The sequence below is a fragment of the Porphyrobacter sp. CACIAM 03H1 genome, from assembly GCF_002215495.1.
Taxonomy (GTDB): Bacteria; Pseudomonadota; Alphaproteobacteria; order Sphingomonadales; family Sphingomonadaceae; genus Erythrobacter.
This window is the reverse complement of record NZ_CP021378.1, coordinates 1,006,482-1,023,434: the sequence shown is the minus strand read 5'-3', so window position 1 is coordinate 1,023,434 and position 16,953 is coordinate 1,006,482. Positions and strand designations below refer to the sequence as shown.

General features: G+C 68.2%; 13 protein-coding genes and 1 riboswitch. Of the genes, 1 reads left to right on the top strand and 12 read right to left on the bottom strand.

Annotated features, from left to right (window positions below):
* Positions 1–77: 77 nt before the first annotated feature.
* Genes gcvPB through gcvT form a run of 4 tightly spaced genes read right to left on the bottom strand, consistent with a single transcriptional unit; the run spans position 78 to position 4,554 of the window.
* A complete protein-coding gene (gcvPB, locus tag CBR61_RS04965; protein ID WP_088913360.1) occupies positions 78–1,634 on the bottom strand; it encodes an aminomethyl-transferring glycine dehydrogenase subunit GcvPB in 1,557 nt (518 codons plus the stop codon).
* Positions 1,634–3,007, bottom strand: coding sequence for an aminomethyl-transferring glycine dehydrogenase subunit GcvPA (gene gcvPA, locus CBR61_RS04960; RefSeq protein ID WP_088913359.1), 1,374 nt, complete (start codon positions 3,005–3,007; stop codon positions 1,634–1,636). Before gcvPA ends, gcvPB begins: the two co-directional genes overlap by 1 nt.
* Before the next feature lie 38 nt (positions 3,008–3,045).
* The gene (gene gcvH, locus CBR61_RS04955) at positions 3,046–3,417 is read right to left on the bottom strand and encodes a glycine cleavage system protein GcvH (RefSeq protein ID WP_088913358.1); all 372 of its coding nucleotides are present in this window, start codon (positions 3,415–3,417) and stop codon (positions 3,046–3,048) included.
* Positions 3,418–3,420: 3 nt separating this feature from the next.
* Positions 3,421–4,554 carry a glycine cleavage system aminomethyltransferase GcvT gene (gene gcvT / locus CBR61_RS04950; protein WP_088913357.1) on the bottom strand — a complete coding sequence of 378 codons (1,134 nt, stop codon included), beginning with the start codon at positions 4,552–4,554 and terminating at the stop codon, positions 3,421–3,423.
* 162 nt (positions 4,555–4,716) lie between these two features.
* Positions 4,717–4,817, bottom strand: a riboswitch (glycine riboswitch).
* Between the two features lie 140 nt (positions 4,818–4,957).
* Between gcvT and CBR61_RS04945 the strand changes: the two genes are divergently transcribed.
* On the top strand, positions 4,958–6,157 hold the full coding sequence (locus tag CBR61_RS04945; protein ID WP_088913356.1) for a cation:proton antiporter: 1,200 nt from the start codon (positions 4,958–4,960) through the stop codon (positions 6,155–6,157).
* 82 nt (positions 6,158–6,239) lie between these two features.
* Here CBR61_RS04945 and CBR61_RS04940 read toward each other — a convergent pair whose 3' ends face one another.
* The 8 genes from CBR61_RS04940 to CBR61_RS04905 form a co-directional block, all read right to left on the bottom strand.
* Positions 6,240–7,430: a serine hydrolase domain-containing protein gene (locus CBR61_RS04940; protein WP_157696502.1), complete on the bottom strand. Its 1,191-nt coding sequence runs from the start codon at positions 7,428–7,430 to the stop codon at positions 6,240–6,242.
* Positions 7,431–7,461: 31 nt separating this feature from the next.
* Complete coding sequence (metH, locus tag CBR61_RS04935) at positions 7,462–10,074, bottom strand: methionine synthase (RefSeq protein ID WP_088913354.1); 2,613 nt, start codon at positions 10,072–10,074, stop codon at positions 7,462–7,464.
* A gap of 91 nt (positions 10,075–10,165) precedes the next feature.
* Complete coding sequence (locus CBR61_RS04930) at positions 10,166–11,209, bottom strand: homocysteine S-methyltransferase family protein (protein WP_088913353.1); 1,044 nt, start codon at positions 11,207–11,209, stop codon at positions 10,166–10,168.
* Positions 11,206–12,135: a methylenetetrahydrofolate reductase [NAD(P)H] gene (gene metF, locus CBR61_RS04925; protein ID WP_088913352.1), complete on the bottom strand. Its 930-nt coding sequence runs from the start codon at positions 12,133–12,135 to the stop codon at positions 11,206–11,208. The genes CBR61_RS04930 and metF overlap by 4 nt, the downstream gene beginning before the upstream one ends.
* Positions 12,132–13,112, bottom strand: coding sequence for an ArsR/SmtB family transcription factor (locus CBR61_RS04920; RefSeq protein ID WP_088915465.1), 981 nt, complete (start codon positions 13,110–13,112; stop codon positions 12,132–12,134). Before CBR61_RS04920 ends, metF begins: the two co-directional genes overlap by 4 nt.
* Before the next feature lie 97 nt (positions 13,113–13,209).
* The gene (galK, locus tag CBR61_RS04915; RefSeq protein WP_088913351.1) at positions 13,210–14,394 is read right to left on the bottom strand and encodes a galactokinase; all 1,185 of its coding nucleotides are present in this window, start codon (positions 14,392–14,394) and stop codon (positions 13,210–13,212) included.
* Positions 14,395–14,410: 16 nt separating this feature from the next.
* Positions 14,411–15,436: a UDP-glucose--hexose-1-phosphate uridylyltransferase gene (locus CBR61_RS04910; RefSeq protein ID WP_088913350.1), complete on the bottom strand. Its 1,026-nt coding sequence runs from the start codon at positions 15,434–15,436 to the stop codon at positions 14,411–14,413.
* Positions 15,433–16,917 (bottom strand): sodium:solute symporter family transporter, encoded by a 1,485-nt coding sequence (locus CBR61_RS04905; protein ID WP_233996865.1) that lies wholly within the window; start codon positions 16,915–16,917, stop codon positions 15,433–15,435. Before CBR61_RS04905 ends, CBR61_RS04910 begins: the two co-directional genes overlap by 4 nt.
* Positions 16,918–16,953 lie beyond the last annotated feature (36 nt).

The window sequence follows — 16,953 nt, the reverse complement described above, 5'->3', positions numbered from 1 at the left end:
TCCTTCTGGCGCTTGCGCGGGCCGGAAGAACAGGACGGTCTTCCGACAAGCTCAGGACGAACGGAACCTGTGCTCAATCACCCCTCATACGCCAGCTTCGGCTTCCGCGCCGCAGCCGTCTCGTCGAGGCGGCGGCGGGGGGAGTAGTAGGGCGCCTGCTTCAGCGCCTCGTCCCCTTCCAGCGCGCGTTCCACCACACCGCGGAAGGCGGCGATGAACTGGTCGATCGCGGCCTTGCTCTCGGTCTCGGTCGGCTCGACCAGCATCGCGCCGTGGACCACCAGCGGGAAATAGACCGTCATCGGGTGGTAGCCCTCGTCGATCAGGCCCTTGGCGACATCGAGCGTCGAGAGGCCATTGGTGAAGTCCTTATCGCCGAACAGCGCCTCGTGCATGCACGGCCCGCTCGCGCCGAAGGGGGCGTGGAGGATGTCCTCCATGCTGCGCAGGATGTAGTTGGCGTTGAGCACCGCATCCTCGGCGACCTGCTTGAGGCCGTCGGCCCCGTGGCTGAGCATGTAGGTGAGCGCGCGGGTGAACATGCCCATCTGGCCGTGGAAGGCGGTCATGCGGCCGAAGCTGGGGCCGCGCTCCTCGCGGTTTTCCTCCTCGACGAGGTAGAAGCCACCGGCATCGTCCTTGCGCACGAAAGGCAGCGGCGCGAAGGGCGCGAGCGCCTCGGACAGCACCACCGGCCCCGAACCCGGCCCGCCGCCGCCATGCGGGGTAGAGAAGGTCTTGTGGAGGTTGATGTGCATGGCATCCACGCCAAGGTCGCCCGGGCGCACCTTGCCGACGATGGCGTTGAAGTTGGCCCCGTCGCAATAGACGTATCCGCCCGCCGCGTGGACCGCGTCGGCGATCTCGCGGAAGTCCTTCTCGAAGAGGCCGCAGGTGTTGGGGTTGGTGATCATCACCCCGGCCACGTCCGGACCGAGGCGGGCCTTGAGCGCGGCCACATCGACGCGGCCTTCGGGGGTCGCGGGGATGTCCTCGACGCGGTAACCGGCAAAGGCGGCGGTGGCGGGGTTGGTGCCGTGGGCGCTCTCGGGCACCAGCACCACCTCGCGCGCGTCACCGCGCGCCTCGTGGGCGGCGCGGATCGCGAGAATGCCGCACAGCTCGCCATGGGCGCCCGCCTTGGGGCTCATGGCCACGGCGGGCATCCCGGTGAGGGTGCAGAGCCACTGGCCGAGCTGGTGGATCACCTCCAGCGCCCCCTGCACCGCGTTCTGCGGCGCGAGCGGGTGGATATCCGCAAAGCCCGGCAGGCGCGCCATCTTCTCGTTGAGGCGCGGGTTGTGCTTCATGGTGCACGAACCCAGCGGGAAGAAGCCGAGGTCGATCCCGTAGTTCTGGCGCGACAGGCGGGTGTAGTGGCGCACGGTCTCGGGCTCGGTCAGGCCGACAAGGCCGATCGCCTCCGAGCGGGCAAGCCCGCCAAGGCGCACGGGCGCAGCCGGATCGACCGGCGGCAGATCGACGCCGGTCACGTCGGCACGGCCGATTTCGAACAGCAGCGGTTCTTCCAGCATCAGCCCGCGATTGCCGGTGACGGTGGCCGGGCCGCCGTGGAAACAGTCGTCGGACACCTGCATCTCGGGCTTCCAGCCGCTCTTGTTGGGGGCGTTCATCACACGGTCTCCTTGATGCTGGCTTCCAGCTCCTGCGCGAGGCGCTCGATGTCCTCCTCGGTGGTGGTCTCGGTGACGGCGACCAGCAGCGCGTGCTCTAACGCCTCGACCCCCGGGTAGAGCCGCCCGAGCGACACCCCGCCGAGCACGCCGCGATCCGCTAGGTCGCGGATGATGGCGCGCGCGGGCTTGCCGCCCAGCATCAGCGTGAATTCGTTGAAGAAGGCATTGTTGAGCACTTCCACGCCCGGCACCCTGGCGAGGCGGTCGGCGGCGAGGCAGGCTAGGCGGTGGTTCTCCGCCGCCAGCTCGCGCAGGCCGCGCTCGCCCAGCAGCGTCATGTGCACGGTGAAGGCGAGCGCACACAGCCCCGAGTTGGTGCAGATGTTGCTGGTCGCCTTCTCGCGGCGGATGTGCTGCTCGCGGGTCGAGAGGGTGAGCACGAAGCCGCGCTTGCCCTCGGCATCCACGGTCTCGCCGCACAGGCGGCCCGGCATCTGGCGCACGTGCTTGGGATCGCGCACCGCGAAGAGGCCGAGGTAGGGCCCGCCGAATTGCAGGCCGACGCCCAGCGACTGTCCCTCGCCCACCACGATGTCGGCGCCCATCTCGCCCGGGGATCTGATCGCGCCGAGTGCCACGGGTTCGGTGTTGACGACGATCAGAAGCGCGCCCTTGGCGTGGGCGGCCTCGGCGACCGGCGTCAGGTCGGAGATGCGGCCGAGAATGTCGGGATACTGCACCACGACGCAGGCGGTTTCCTCGTCGATGCGGGCAATCAGGCCATCGAGATCCGGTTCGGCGGTGATCGCGGGGAGCGCATCGGCGATCTCGTCACCCGTGAAGTGCGCCATCGTCTTCACCACTTGCGCATAGTGCGGATGCAGCGCGCCCGAGAGCACCGCGCGCTTCCTTTTGGTCACGCGGGTCGCCATCGCCACCGCCTCCCAGCAGGCGGTCGACCCGTCATAGAGCGAGGCGTTCGCCACCGCGCAGCCATAGAGGCGGGCGACCTGCGTCTGGAACTCGAACAGCATCTGCAGCGTGCCCTGCGCGATTTCGGGCTGGTAGGGCGTGTAGGCGGTCAGGAACTCGCCGCGCTGGATGATGGTGTCGACGCTCGCCGGAACATGGTGCCGGTACGCCCCCGCGCCGAGGAAGAAGGGCACCTCGCCTGCCACCAGGTTCTTCGCCGCCAACGCCTTCATGTGGCGTTCGACCGCCATCTCGCTCGCGTGCATCGGCAGCCCGTGGATCGGCCCGTCGAGACGGGCGACCTCCGGCACATCGACGAACAGATCATCGATGCTCGCGGCGCCGATTTTCGCCAGCATCGCCTGCCGGTCGGTGTCGGTCAAAGGAAGGTAGCGCATGGGTGTTCAACCTCGGCTTGGAGAGGTGGTGGGAGGTGTCAGAGGCTCTCGACGAAGGCCTTGTAGCCGTCTTCGTCCATCAGCTTGTCGAGCTCGCCCGCATCGGCGATGGTCATCTTGAAGAACCAGCCGCCGTCCTCGGGCGCGGAATTGACAAGCGAGGGGTCGTCTTCAAGCGCTGAATTGGTCTCGGTGACCTCGCCGGTGATCGGGGCGTAGACGTCGGAGGCGGCCTTGACGGACTCGACCACGGCCGCGTCCTTGCCCTGCTCGATCATCGCGCCGACTTCGGGCAGTTCGACGAAGACGATGTCGCCGAGCTGGCCCTGCGCATAGTCGGTGATGCCGACGGTCGCGATGTCATCCTCGACGTCGATCCATTCGTGTTCGTCAGTGTAGTAACGCGGCATGGTTCAGTTCCCCCTGTGATAGCGGTGCGGGACAAAAGGTGTGGGCGAGACGGTGGCGGCGAGGCGCTTGCCCCGGACCTCCACCTCGAGAGCGGTGCCAGTGGCAGCATGGGCGGCGGCGACATAGGCCATGGCGATGGGCGCGCCGAGCGTGGGCGAAAAGCCGCCGCTGGTGACGATGCCGACTTTATCGCTGCCGACGAAGACCTCGGCGCCTTCGCGGGCGGGCAGACGGCCTTCGATCCTGAGGCCGACCCACTTGCGGCCAGTGCCCTCGGCGATCTCGCGGTTGATGCGATCCGCGCCGGGGAAGCCGCCTTCCGTGCGGCGGCGCTTGTTGATGCCGAAGATCAGCCCGGCCTCGATGGGCGAGGTTTCCGGTGAGAGATCGTGGCCGTAGAGCGGCAACCCCGCCTCGAGCCGAAGCGAATCCCGCGCGCCCAATCCGATGGGCTTCACCTCGGGCTCGCCGCAAAGCAGGTCGGCGATTTCGGCCGCCGCTTCGGCGGGGAGCGAGATCTCGAACCCGTCCTCGCCGGTGTAGCCCGCCCGCGCGATCTGCACCGGGTGGCCCGCAAGGGTGAACTGGCCGAACTTCATGAAGGTGAGCGCCGCCGCATTCGGCACGTGGCGGGCGAGCGCCTCCACCGCCTTCGGCCCCTGGAGCGCCAGCAGCGCGTGCTCGTCCAGATGGTTGAGGGTGATGTCGTCCGACAGGGCCTCGCGCAGGGTGCCGATGTCGTCCCACTTGGTCGCGCCGTTGACCACGAGGTAGAGCGATCCATCCGCCAGCCGCGAGACCATCAGGTCGTCGAGCACGCCGCCCTCGTCGTCCAGCAGCAGCGAATAGCGCTGCGCGCCGGGCTTGAGCGTCGTCAGGTCGATCGGCAGCACGGCTTCGACAGCGGCATCGAGCCCTTCGCCCGAAAGCACCAGCTGGCCCATGTGCGAGACATCGAACAGGCCCGCGCTCTCGCGCGTCCAGGTATGCTCGGCGACGATGCCCTCGTACTGGATCGGCATCTCGTAGCCTGCGAAAGGCACCATCCGCGCACCGCGCGCGCGATGCCAGGGATCGAGCGGCAGCGCCTCGAGCGGCAGGTTTTCGAGAGTGTCGTCGGTATCGTGGTCGCTCATCAGGGGCCTTCCCGGGCAGAATACGGCAGTCCGGCAGCGCAGGCGCGCTACCCGATAACTGCCCCCTCTGTCGGGTGACCTGAGAGCTTCGGCGGGCCGCGCGGGCGGCCAGCCTCCCCTTCGGTGGTCCCGGACGGGTCCGGGACGCTTTCCAGAGTGTCATGCAGCCGAGCGGTCCGGTGGCCTGAGAGTTTCCGGGGCGGTTGCTCCTTCGGCGCCTCTGCCCTTTCGCGAAGGGCATCGGGCTCTCCCGCTCGCCTGCCCGCACGAGAATCGCTCCTCGGGCGGAAGACGCCCCTGCCCTGTCCGAATTGCTGCACCGCGTCAATCGGGCGATCGCCGGTTTGCCGTGTGAAAAACGCATTTGCGCGGGGCGGGCCGGCTGAATAGACATCGGCGCGGGATGAACCTCACCGAAATCTACCTGATCGCCCTGACGATCATCTTTGCCGTGCCGTGGCTCGTGTGGCGGCTGCTGCGCACCGACCATTGGGCGCCGCTGGTGGTGGTGCAGATCGTGGGCGGCATCCTGCTGGGGCCGGGCGTGCTCGGCGCGGTGTTTCCCGACTACTACGCCTTCGTCTTCCGGCCGGACGTGATCGTGGCGCTGAACGGCGTGGCGTGGTGGGCGGTGATGCTGTTCGTGTGGATCGCCGGGATCGAGCTCGACCTCTCCCAGGCGTGGAAGCACCGCGGCGAGACGGGGCTGACCGCGGGCCTCGCGCTGGGGATGCCGCTGCTGGCGGGAACGGCGGCGGCGGCGGTGATCCTGCAATTCCCCGGCTGGCGCGGGCCGAACGGGCAATACTGGCAGGCGCTGCTCGGCATCGGCATGGCCTGCGCGGTGACGGCGCTTCCGATCCTCGTGCTGCTGATGGAGAAGCTCGGCATCCTGCGCGAACAGATGGGCCAGCGCATCCTTCGCTACGCCAGCCTCGACGACATCGCGATCTGGGGCGTGCTGGCGATCATCCTGCTCGATTGGGAGCGGATCGGGCGGCAGGCGGTGTTCCTCGTGGGCTTCGCGCTGGCCGCGCTCGCCGTGCGCTGGCTGATGGCGCGTCTGTCCGAGGCGGACCGCTGGCCGGTGGGCCTGATCTGGCTGGCGGTATGCGGGCTGGCGGGCGACTGGTCGGGCCTGCACTACATGGTCGGCGCCTTCCTTGCGGGCGTGGTGCTCGACGCCAGGTGGTTCGGCCACGAGGCGATGGACCGCTTCCGCAACATCGTGCTGCTCACGATCATGCCGGTGTTCTTCCTCTCGACGGGCCTCAGGACCCAGTGGGAGGGCGGCGGGCTCGCCGTCTTCGGCGTCGCCGCGCTGCTGCTTGTGGCGGCGGTGGGCGGCAAGCTGCTGGGTGTCCACATCGCCGGGCGGCTGCTCGGCTGGAGCCGCACCGAGGCGAGCCTGATCGGCTGGCTGCTCCAGACCAAGGCGCTGATCATGATCATCTTCGCCAACATCCTGCTCGACAAACAGGTGATCACGCCCACCACCTTCACCGCACTGCTGCTGATGGCGGTGGGCAGCACGATGCTGACCAAGCCTTTCGCGACGCCGCTCATCGCGAAGCTGGGCGAGCGGGTGAAGGCGGAGGCTTAGGCCCGCCCCAAATTCCGTTCGGCTCGAGCGTAGTCGAGAGGCCCCTTTCCGGGTGTCTCGACTACGCTCGACACGAACGGGATTATGGCTCCCCCACCATCTCCAGCGCGCGCGCCATCAGCGCCTTTTCGGCTTGGGTAAAATTGCCGGTGTCCTCTCCCCCCGGTGGCGGCGGGGCCTCGGTAGTGAAATAGACGACACCTCCATAACTCCCGGCTTCGATCCATAGGCCCGAGAGGAGCCCGTAGGCTTCCCCCGAGTGACCTACGAATGGTCCGCCGTTCGCAAACAGACCGTCGTCGCAGTCAGAGGAGACGCCCACTCTCTGGAGGAGTTGGAAGCCAAGCCCATAGTGACAGAACATTCGGGTCGCGCCGGTTCTGCCCTCGAAGGCGGACGTGGCGAGCCGCTCGAAGCCCGCGTCGCTGAGCAAGCCTGATCTGGGTCCGCGCGCCAACGCCTGCCCGATCTTCGCCAAGTCCATCATCCCGATCCGCACGCCCCCTTGCGGCGAGAAGATCGAGGCATTGGTGCCGGGGACATAGGCATCGAGATCGCACGCCTGCCCCTCGGCCAACGGAATCGTGCAGGCGGGTGGCAGACGGTCGGTACCATCTGCCGCGACTTCGCCAGTGTGGCGGTAGAGGGTGACGGCACGGACCTCCATGTCCGGGCCGCAGCCGATCCAGTTTAAGCAAGCCTTCACGCCCAGTGGCTTGAACACCAGCCGCTCGACCAGCCGGTCGTAGCGCTCGCCCGAGGCCGCCTCCAGCACGGTCGCAACGACGGGCGAGCCGAGGTTCGCATATTCGAACGCCGCCGCGCCCGGAGGCCCGACATCGCGCCACGCGGCAGGGTCGGCGAGCTTCGCCTCTAGGCTTGCGCCGAGCGGGATCGAGTAGCCAGCCGCATCCGACAGCCCGGCGCGGTGCATCAGTAGGTGGGCGAGGGTGACGGGCGCGTCGGGGTGATGGGGCGAGCGCAGCCTCCAACCGAGATAGTCCGAGACATCGCGGTCCAAATCGACCTTGCCCTCGTCCATCAGCCTGAGCGCGGTGAGCGCCATGATCAGCTTCGAGATCGAGGCGATCCGCACCGGATCATTCGCCTCCACGGCGCGGCCCCTCTCCTTGTTCGCCAACCCCTCGACGATCAGCGGGCGGACCGTCTGCTGGTCGAAATAGACGACCACGGTGGCGGGTGGAGGCGCGTCCTGCGCGGCAAGCGGCGCGGCGGTGAGGCAAGCGAGGGCGGCGAGGAGGCGGCGGATCATGCCGCGCATCATCGCCGGTCCGCGCGCAAGGTCAATCGAGATTGGGGCGAAGCCAGCGTTCCGCCTGCTCGACGCTCACGCCCCTGCGGCGGGCATAATCCTCGAGCTGGTCGCGCCCCACGCGGGCGACGCCGAAATACTCGGCCTCCGGATGCCCGAAATAGAACCCGCTCACCGCCGCGGTCGGCCACATGGCGAAGCTTTCGGTGAGGGTCAGGCCGGCATTCGTGGGCGCATCCAGAAGGTCGAAGAGGATCGGCTTCAGCGAGTGATCGGGGCAGGCCGGATAGCCCGGCGCCGGACGGATGCCGCGATATTCCTCCTTGATCAGCGCCGCGTTGGTGAGCTGCTCGTTGGGCGCATAGCCCCACAGCGTCGTACGCACGTGCTGGTGGAGGGCTTCGGCGAAGGCTTCGGCGAAACGGTCGGCGAGGGCCTTCAGCAGGATGTCCGAATAATCGTCCTTGTCGGCCTGGAAGCGGGCCGAGTGGCTGTCGATCCCGTGGATGCCGACCGCAAAGCCGCCGATCCAGTCACCCGCCGGGTCGATGAAGTCGGCAAGGCACATGTTCGCCCGGTCGCGGCTCTTCTTGACCTGCTGGCGCAGGAAGGGGAGGCGAACGTGCTCCTCGGTCTCGACGAGGTGGATGGTCACGTCATCCCCGTCGCGCGCGCAGGGCCACAGCCCCGCAACACCGCGCGCGGTCAGCCACTTCTCGGCGATGATCTTGTCGAGCATCGCGGTGGCATCGGCGAAGAGCTGGGTCGCGGTCTCGCCCACCACCTCGTCGGTGAGGATCGCAGGGTAGTTGCCGTGGAGTTCCCAGGCGCGGAAGAAGGGGGTCCAGTCGATGAAGTCGCGCAGGTGCGCGAGGTCCCAGTCGGGGAAGACATGGAGGCCCGGTTTCTCCGGCGGAGCGGGCTTGTCGGACAGGAAGGCGTCGTAGAAGTTCGCCCGCGCCTCTTCCAGCGGCAGCAGCACCGAGGCGCTCTTGCCCGCCCGCGCATCGCGCACATGGGTGTACTCGTCCGCCACCTCGGCGACGTAATCGTCGCGCTGCGTGTCCGAGAGCAGCTTGGAAGCGACGCCGACCGCGCGGCTCGCGTCGAGCACGTGGATCACCGGGCCGTCATAGGCGGGGTCGATCTTCAAGGCAGTGTGGACCTTGGAGGTGGTCGCCCCGCCGATCAGCAGCGGCATGGTCATCCCGGCGCGCTGCATTTCCTCGGCGACGGTCACCATCTCGTCGAGCGAAGGCGTGATGAGGCCGGACAGCCCGATCATGTCCGCCTTGTTGTCGTTCGCCGCGGCGAGGATCGTCGGCCAGGGCACCATCACCCCGAGGTCGATCACCTCGTAGCCGTTGCACTGGAGCACGACCCCGACGATGTTCTTGCCGATGTCGTGGACGTCGCCCTTCACCGTCGCCATGATGATCTTGCCCTTGGCCTTGCGGTCCTCCTCGGGCAGCAGGTCCTTCTCGGCCTCGATGAAGGGGATGAGGTGGGCGACCGCCTTCTTCATCACGCGCGCGGACTTCACCACCTGGGGCAGGAACATCTTGCCGCTGCCGAACAGGTCGCCGACGACGTTCATGCCGTCCATCAGCGGGCCCTCGATCACCTCGATCGGGCGATTGGCCGACTGGCGGGCTTCTTCGGTGTCCTCGACGATGTAGGCGTCGATGCCCTTCACCAGCGCGTGTTCCAGCCGCTTCGTGACGGGCCAGCCGCGCCATTCCTCGGCCTCCTTCTCGGCCTTGGCGTCCTTGCCCTTGAAGCTTTCGGCGAGCGTGATGAGGCGCTCGGTCGCGTCGGGGTCGCGGTTGAGGATCACGTCCTCGCAGGCCTCGCGCAGAGCCGGGTCGATCTGGTCGTAGACGTCGAGTTGCCCCGCGTTGACGATCGCCATGTCGAGCCCGGCGGGGATCGCGTGGTAGAGGAACACCGAGTGCATCGCCCGGCGCACCGGCTCGTTGCCGCGGAAGGAGAAGGAGAGGTTGGAGAGGCCGCCCGAGTAATGCGCATGGGGGCAAAGCTGGCGCAGTTCCTTCACCGCCTCGATGAAATCGACGCCGTAGTTGTTGTGTTCCTCGATGCCGGTGGCGACGGCGAAAATGTTGGGGTCGAAGATGATGTCCTCAGGCGGGAAACCCTCGCGCACGAGCAGGTCGTAAGCGCGCTTGCAGATCTCGACCTTGCGCTGCTTCGTATCGGCTTGCCCGGTCTCGTCGAACGCCATGACGACCACCGCCGCGCCGTAATCCATGCATTTGCGGGCGTGTTCGAGGAAGGCCTCCTCGCCCTCCTTCATGCTGATAGAATTGACGATCGGCTTGCCGCTGACGCACTTGAGCCCCGCCTCGATCACCTCCCACTTGGAGCTGTCGATCATCACCGGCACGCGGGCGATATCCGGCTCGGCGGCGATCAGCTTGAGGAAGGTCGTCATCGCGTGGACCGCATCGAGCAGGCCCTCGTCCATGTTGACGTCGATCACCTGCGCGCCGTTCTCGACCTGCTGGCGCGCGACCTCCACGGCGGCGGCATAGTCGCCAGCCATGATGAGCTTCTTGAACGCCGCCGAGCCGGTGACGTTGGTGCGCTCGCCGATATTGATGAAGCGGGAGGAGGATTGGGTCATTGTCTCAGGTTCTCAATTCCGTTCGCCTCGAGCGTAGTCGAGAGGCCCCGTGTATGTGTCTCGACTTCGCTCGACACGAACGGGGGTGAGGTCAGGCCGCGATAAACGCCTCGAGCCCCGCCAGCTTCATCGCCGGTTCGGGCTGCGGGATGGCGCGCGGCGCGCTGTTCTCGACCGCCTTGGCGATCGCGGCGATGTGGGCGGGCGAGGAGCCGCAGCATCCGCCGAGGATGTTGACCTGCCCGTGATCGGCCCAGTCCTTGACGAGGCCCGCGGTCGTCTCGGGCTCCTCGTCATAGGCGCCGAGCTCGTTGGGCAGACCCGCGTTGGGGTAGATCAGCAGCAGCGTGTCGGCGATCTGCGAGAGCACCTTGACGTGGGGCCGCAGCTGTTCGGCGCCGAAGCTGCAATTGAGGCCGATGGTGAGCGGCTTGGCGTGGCGGACCGCATACCAGAAGGCCTCGACCGTGTGGCCCGAAAGGTTGCGGCCCGACAGGTCGGTGAGCGTCATCGAGATCATCACCGGCACCTCGCGGCCCAGCTCGCGCTCGAGCTTCTTCACCGCCATGATCCCGGCCTTGGCGTTGAGGGTGTCGAACACGGTCTCGATCAGGATGAAGTCCACCCCGCCCTCGACCAGCGCGGCGGCCTGTTCGTGGTAGACGTCCACCAGATAATCGAAGTCGATCTCGCGGAAGCCCGGGTCCTCGACATCGGGGCTGAGGGACAGCGTCTTGTTGGTCGGGCCGATCGCGCCGGCGACGAAGCGGGGCTTGCCGTCCCTCGCCGCGTATTCATCAGCGAGCGCGCGCGCGATCCGGCCGCTTGCGAGGTTGATCTCGCGCACCAGACCTTCGGCCGCATAATCGGCCTGGCTGATGCGGTTGGCGGAGAAGGTGTTGGTCGAGACCACGTCCGAGCCCGCGTCGAGATAGGCGCGGGTGATGTCGGCGATCACGTCGGGGCGGGTCAGGGCGAGGATGTCGTTGTTGCCCTTCTGGTCGGCGGGCAGGCCGAGGTCGCCCGCATAATCCGCCTCGGTCAGCTTCCTTTCCTGGATCTGCGTGCCGAAGGCGCCGTCGAAGATCAGGACGCGCTCAGCGGCGGCGGCGAGAAGGCGGTCACGGGCGCTCATTGTCCGGTCTCCTGCGGGCGCTTCCCGAGCAGGTGGCAGATCGCATAGGCCAGCTCGGGGCGGTTCAAGGTGTAGAAGTGGAAGTCGCGCACCCCGCCCGCATAGAGGCGGCGGCACAGTTCCGCGGCGACCGTCGCGGCGACCAGCTGGCGCGCGGCGGGCTTTTCGTCGAGACCTTCGAACAGTCCGTCCATCCACGCCGGGATCGCCGCCCCGCAGGCGCCCGCGAACTTCCGCGCCTGGGCGACGTTGGTGACGGGGAGAATGCCCGGCAGGATCGGCGCGTCGATCCCCGCTGCGGCGCATTGATCGCGGAAGCGGAAGAAGGTTTCGGCCGAGAAGAAGAACTGGCTGATCGCGCGGGTCGCGCCCGCATCGAGCTTGCGCTTGAGGTTGTCGATGTCGTCCTGGGGCGAGGTGGCGTCGGGGTGGCACTCGGGATAGGCCGCGACCGAGATTTCGAAAGGCGCGATAGCCTTGAGGCCCGCGACCAGTTCCGCCGCGCTGGCATAGCCCTCGGGATGCGGGGTGAAGGGCGCGCCGGGCTCGCCCGCATCGCCTCGCAGCGCAACGATGTGGCGCACGCCCGCCTCCCAGTATTGCTCCGCGACATCGCGGATCTCGGCCTTCGAGGCCGCGACGCAGGTGAGGTGCGCTGCGGCGGGCAGCTTCGCCTCGGCGATGATCCGCGCGACCGTCGCATGGGTGCGCTCGCGGGTCGAACCGCCCGCGCCGTAGGTGACCGAGACGAAGCTCGGCCCGAGCGGCTTCAATTGCGTCACCGCGTCCCACAGCTGCTCTTCCATCTTCGCGCTCTTGGGCGGGAAGAACTCGAAGCTCACTGCGACATCGCCGGGCAGCCCCGAGAACAGCGGGGTGTCGGTCGCGGTGCGGTATTCCTGAAGCTGGTCGAGGGTCGGGGTCATTTCGCGGTTTCCAGGGCAGCGTTCTTGGGGGTGGCGGCGGCGCGGCGCTTGGCGGTCCAGATCTTGACGACCAGCGCCCCGCCCTCGAGCGCGAGCGGTGTGCCGACCGCGAAGCCGGCGGCGCGCAGCAGTTCGGCCATCTGGCGGTCGGAAAAGCCGAGGCGGGCGTGCTGGTGGCGGGTGCGCAGCTCCTCGTGATCGTGGCTGGCAAAATCGACGATCGCGATCCGCCCGCCACCGCGGAGCACCCGCGCCGCCTCGGCCAGCGCGGGGGCCGGATCGGGGGCGAAGTGCAGCACCTGGTGCAGGATCACCGTGTCGAAGCTGGCATCGGCAAATGGCAGGTCGGCGAAATCGCCCTGCACCAGTTCCACGAGGGATGTCGGGAGGTGCTGGAGCTTCGCGCGGGCGACGCGCAGCATCTCCAAGTTCTTGTCGAGCGCCACCACCCGCTCGGCCTTCTCGGCGAAGAGCTCGGCGATGCGGCCCGTGCCGGTGCCGATGTCGAGCAGGTGCCCGAGCGGCGCGTCGGCCAGCGCGTCGGCGAGGCGGCGCTCGACTTCGGCATCGGCGCTGTGGAGCGCGCGCAATTCGTCCCACTCGCCGGCGTGGCGGGCGAAATAGGTCTCGGCTGCTGCCTCGCGCGCCTCGCGGATCGCGGCGAGCTTGCGGCGGTCGGCATCGCACAGGGCTGCGAAGGCGGGTTCCTGCTCCTCCGCGATGGCGAGCAGGCGCTGCACCGCCTCGATCACCGGGCCGGCCGATTCGCTCTGGCGCAGGAACACCCACGAGCCCTCGCGGCGGCGCTCGGCGAGGCCGGTGTCGCACAGGATGCCGACGTGTCGCGAGACGCGCGGCTGGCTCTGCCCCAGCACCTGCGCAAGCTCGCCCACGGCAAGTTCCATCGTCCCGAGCAGCCGGGCGATGCGCAGCCGGGTCGGATCGCCCAGCGCCTTGAAGATGTCCTCGATCACCATTGCGGTGATCATATAAAGACATTTTTATATGTGTAAATCACCCTCTGCGGGCGAGCGCGCCGAAAACCGGTCGGGGGCGCCTGAGCGAAGCGGTCGATCAGCCCAGCACGATCGGCGCCGCGCCGTCGCTCGGCCGGAAGATCTCCGCGCGCGCCGGCAGGTCGGCATCGGCATTGTAGCGCGCAATCGCATCGTCGATCGCGCCGGTCGCATCCTTGTGGGTCACTGCGACCAGGCACCCGCCGAAGCCCGCGCCGGTCAGCCGCACCCCGCCCGCCTCGCCCAGAGCCTCGGCGACCAGCGCCGCGAGCCGGTCGATCGGCGGCAGCGAGACGTCGAAATCGGCCGAGAGCGAGAGATGCGCCTCGCGCATAAGCGCGGCCAGCGCGGCGGTGTCGCCGGTCGCCAGCGCGACCGCCACCGGCTCGACCCGCCCCATCTCGCTCACCACGTGGCGGGCGCGGCGGTAGAGCACCGGGCCGAGCGCGGCATGGGCAGCCTCGAGCCGGCCAAGCTCCAGATCGCGCAACGCCGTCAACCCGAAATGCGCCGCCGCCGCCTCGCATTCGGCGCGGCGCTCGTTGAAGGCGCTCTCGGTCAGGCTGCGCCTGAGGCCGGTGTCGATCACGGTGATCGCGAGCCGGCGGTGGATCGGGATCGGCATGTGTTCGAGCGAGCGGCAGTCGAGCAGCAGGGCATGGCCCGCCACGCTTGCCGCCGAGGCCATCTGGTCCATGATCCCGCAGGCGCAGCCGACGAAATCGTTCTCGGCGATCTGGGCCATCTTGGCGATCTTCTCGGGCGCGAGGCCCAACCCCGAATACTCCGACGCCGCCAGCGCCACCGCCACCCCGAAGGCGGCCGAGGAGGACAGGCCCGCCCCGATCGGCACGTCACCCGCGATCGCCATGCGCATCGGCCTGATCCGGTGCCCGTAGCGCCCGAGCGCCTGGATCACTCCGCGCACGTGGTTCTGCCAGTTATTGTCCCCGCGATGGATCAATCCGGCGAGGTCGAAGCCGTCGCGCGCGCTCGCCATGTCGCCCATGTCGAGCGCCACCGCCTCCAGGCGCGGCACCTTGGCGTCCTTGGCCCCCGGGCCGAAGGCGATCACCGTCTCGCGGTCGATCGCGCAGGGCAGGACGAAGCCCTCGTTGTAATCGACATGCTCCCCGATCAGGTTGACCCGGCCCGGCGCCGCCACGAAGCGCGTCGGCTCGACCCCGAAGGCGAGCCGGTAGCCCTGCCGGGCGCGGGCGATCAGTCTTTCGCGGCGATCCATGAATGCGTGCCCCCTGTCAGCCGGCGTAATGCACCAGCCCGCTTACCGAACGCAACATTTCTGCGGCGCGCTCGGGCGTGAGATCGCGCTGGGGTTCGGCCAGCATCTCGTAGCCGACCATGAACTTGCGCACGCTCGCAGAGCGCAGCAGCGGCGGGTAGAAATGGGCGTGGAGCTGCCAGTGATCGGTATCCCCCGTCACGAAGGGCGCACCATGCAAGCCCATCGAATAGGGGAAGCTGGTGGCAAAGAGGTTGTCGTAGCGGGTGGTGAGCGCCTTGAGGATCGTCGCAAGGCTGTCGCGCTGGCTGTCGGTCAGATCGGGCATCCGCTGCACGGCAAAGCGCGGCAGCAGCAGGGTCTCGAAGGGCCAGGCCGCCCAGAAGGGGACGACGGCGAGCCAGTCGTCATTGATCTCGACCACGCGCTCGCCTGCGGCTTCGCGCGCGGCGAGGTCGAGCAGCATCGGTCTGCCGTGCGCGGCGAGGTAGTCCCTCTGGCGCGCGTCCTCGGCGGCGATCTCCTGCGGCAGGTGGGCGCTCGCCCAGACCTGTCCGTGCGGATGCGGGTTGGAGCAGCCCATCATCGCGCCCTTGTTCTCGAACACCTGCACGTGGGCAAAGCGTGCGCCGAGTTCCGCGGTCTGCTCGGCCCAGCAATCGACCACGGCGCGCAATTGGTCGGGCGCGAGCCGGGGGAGCGACTTGCCGTGATCGGGCGAGAAGCAGATCACCCGGCACACCCCGCGCGAAGCCTCGGCCCGGAACAGCGGATCATCGCTCCCGCCCGGCGGCGCATCCTCGGCGAGCGCTGGGAAATCATTGTCGAACACGTGGACGCCCGCGTAATCGGGGTTCACCTCGCCGCCGACGCGGGTGTTGCCCGGGCACAGGTAGCAGTCCGGATCGTAAGCCGGCGGCAGCGGTTCGGGGGGGGCGGTCTCGCCCTGCCAGGGCCGCCCCATGCGCTGCGGCGAGACCTGCACCCAGCCGCCGGTGAGCGGATTGAAGCGCCGATGCGGCGAGGCCGGGTCGAGGCTCACCCCGCCACTCCCCCTGCCCGCCCCGCGAAAGCCGAGCGCGGCGCGAAGGTCGCCCGTCCGCCCAGCACGAAGCGGTTGAAGGCGAGCGCGGCGATCACGCTCGTCACCAGGGTCACGACCATGAAGTGGATGTAGTGCAGGGTGACGATCCCGGCGGGCTCGAGGTGGAAGGTGAACAGCCCGTAGAGCGCCACGCCCCACACCACCCCGGCAATCGCCGCGGGCGCCCTGACGCCGCGGAACAGCAGCCCGGCGATGAAGGCGCTGAGGATCGGCATCGAGGTGAGGCCGTTCAGTTGCTGGAGCAGGTTGATGATGCTCGTGGCGCTCGCATACATCGGCACCAGCAGGATCGCGGTGACTGTCAGCAGCGTGCAGACCACGGCGGACAGGCTCCAGTGGTTCTTCACCTCGCCCACGAACTGCTCGTGGAAATCGACCGCGTAGAGCGCGACCGAGGAATTGAGCACCGCGCTGAAGGTGGTGATCACCGCCGCCGCGACCATCGCCGCGAAGGCGCCCGAGAGCCACGGGGGCAGGATCTCGGCGACGAGCATCCCGTAGGCCTTGTCGCCGACCACACCGAACAGCTTGAAGGCGACCACACCGGGGATCACCACGATCGGCGGGACGATCAGGATGCGGATGATCGCGGCGACCATGACCCCCTTCTGCGCCTCGCGGATGGTGGGCGCGGCCATCGCCTTCTGGGTGAGGTTCTGGTTGGTGGACCAGTAGAAGATCTGGATGAAGATCATCCCCGTCAGCAGGGTCGGCCAGGGGATCGGGCTGTCGGGCCCGCCGAGCATGGTGATGCGCTCTGCCGGAACGCCCGAGACGATGTCCCAGTCGACCGCCGCCAGCCCCAGCACCACGATCAGCATGGCAAGGCCGAGGATGCCGATGCCCGACCAGGTGTCCATCACCGCCACCGCGCGCAGCCCTCCGAAGATCGCGTAGGCGGCCGAGATCACCGCGAGGATCGTGGCGAAGGCGAGCAGCGGCACACCCTCGCCGAACAGCGCGCGCATGAACAGGCTGCCCGAATAGAGCGCGGCCGGCAGGTAGATCAGCACGTTGCCGGCCAGGAACAGCCCCGCGATCAGCGTGCGGATGCTGCGCCCGCCGTAGCGTTGCTCGAGCAGCTCGGTCACGGTGGTGCAGTTGTTGCGGTAGTAGATCGGCACGAAGACGAAGGCGAGGATCATCAGCCCGACGAACCCCGCGATCTCCCACCAGGCGAGCAGCAGCATCTGGTTGCCGTTCATCCCCACCAGCTGGTCGGTCGACAGGTTGGTGAGCGTTATCGAGCCCGCCACGAACAGCCACGAGAGCTTGCCTCCGGCGAGATAGACGTCCTTCCTCGACCCGTCGTGGCGGTCGCGGCGGATGGTCGCCCAGGTGACCAGCGCGACCAGCGCGGTCAGGCCGACGCAGACGGCGATCTGGATCAGGCTTGCCGCCGGCATGGCATCGAACATCTGCGCGCTTTCCCCTCCCGTTTTGCGCGGTTACAG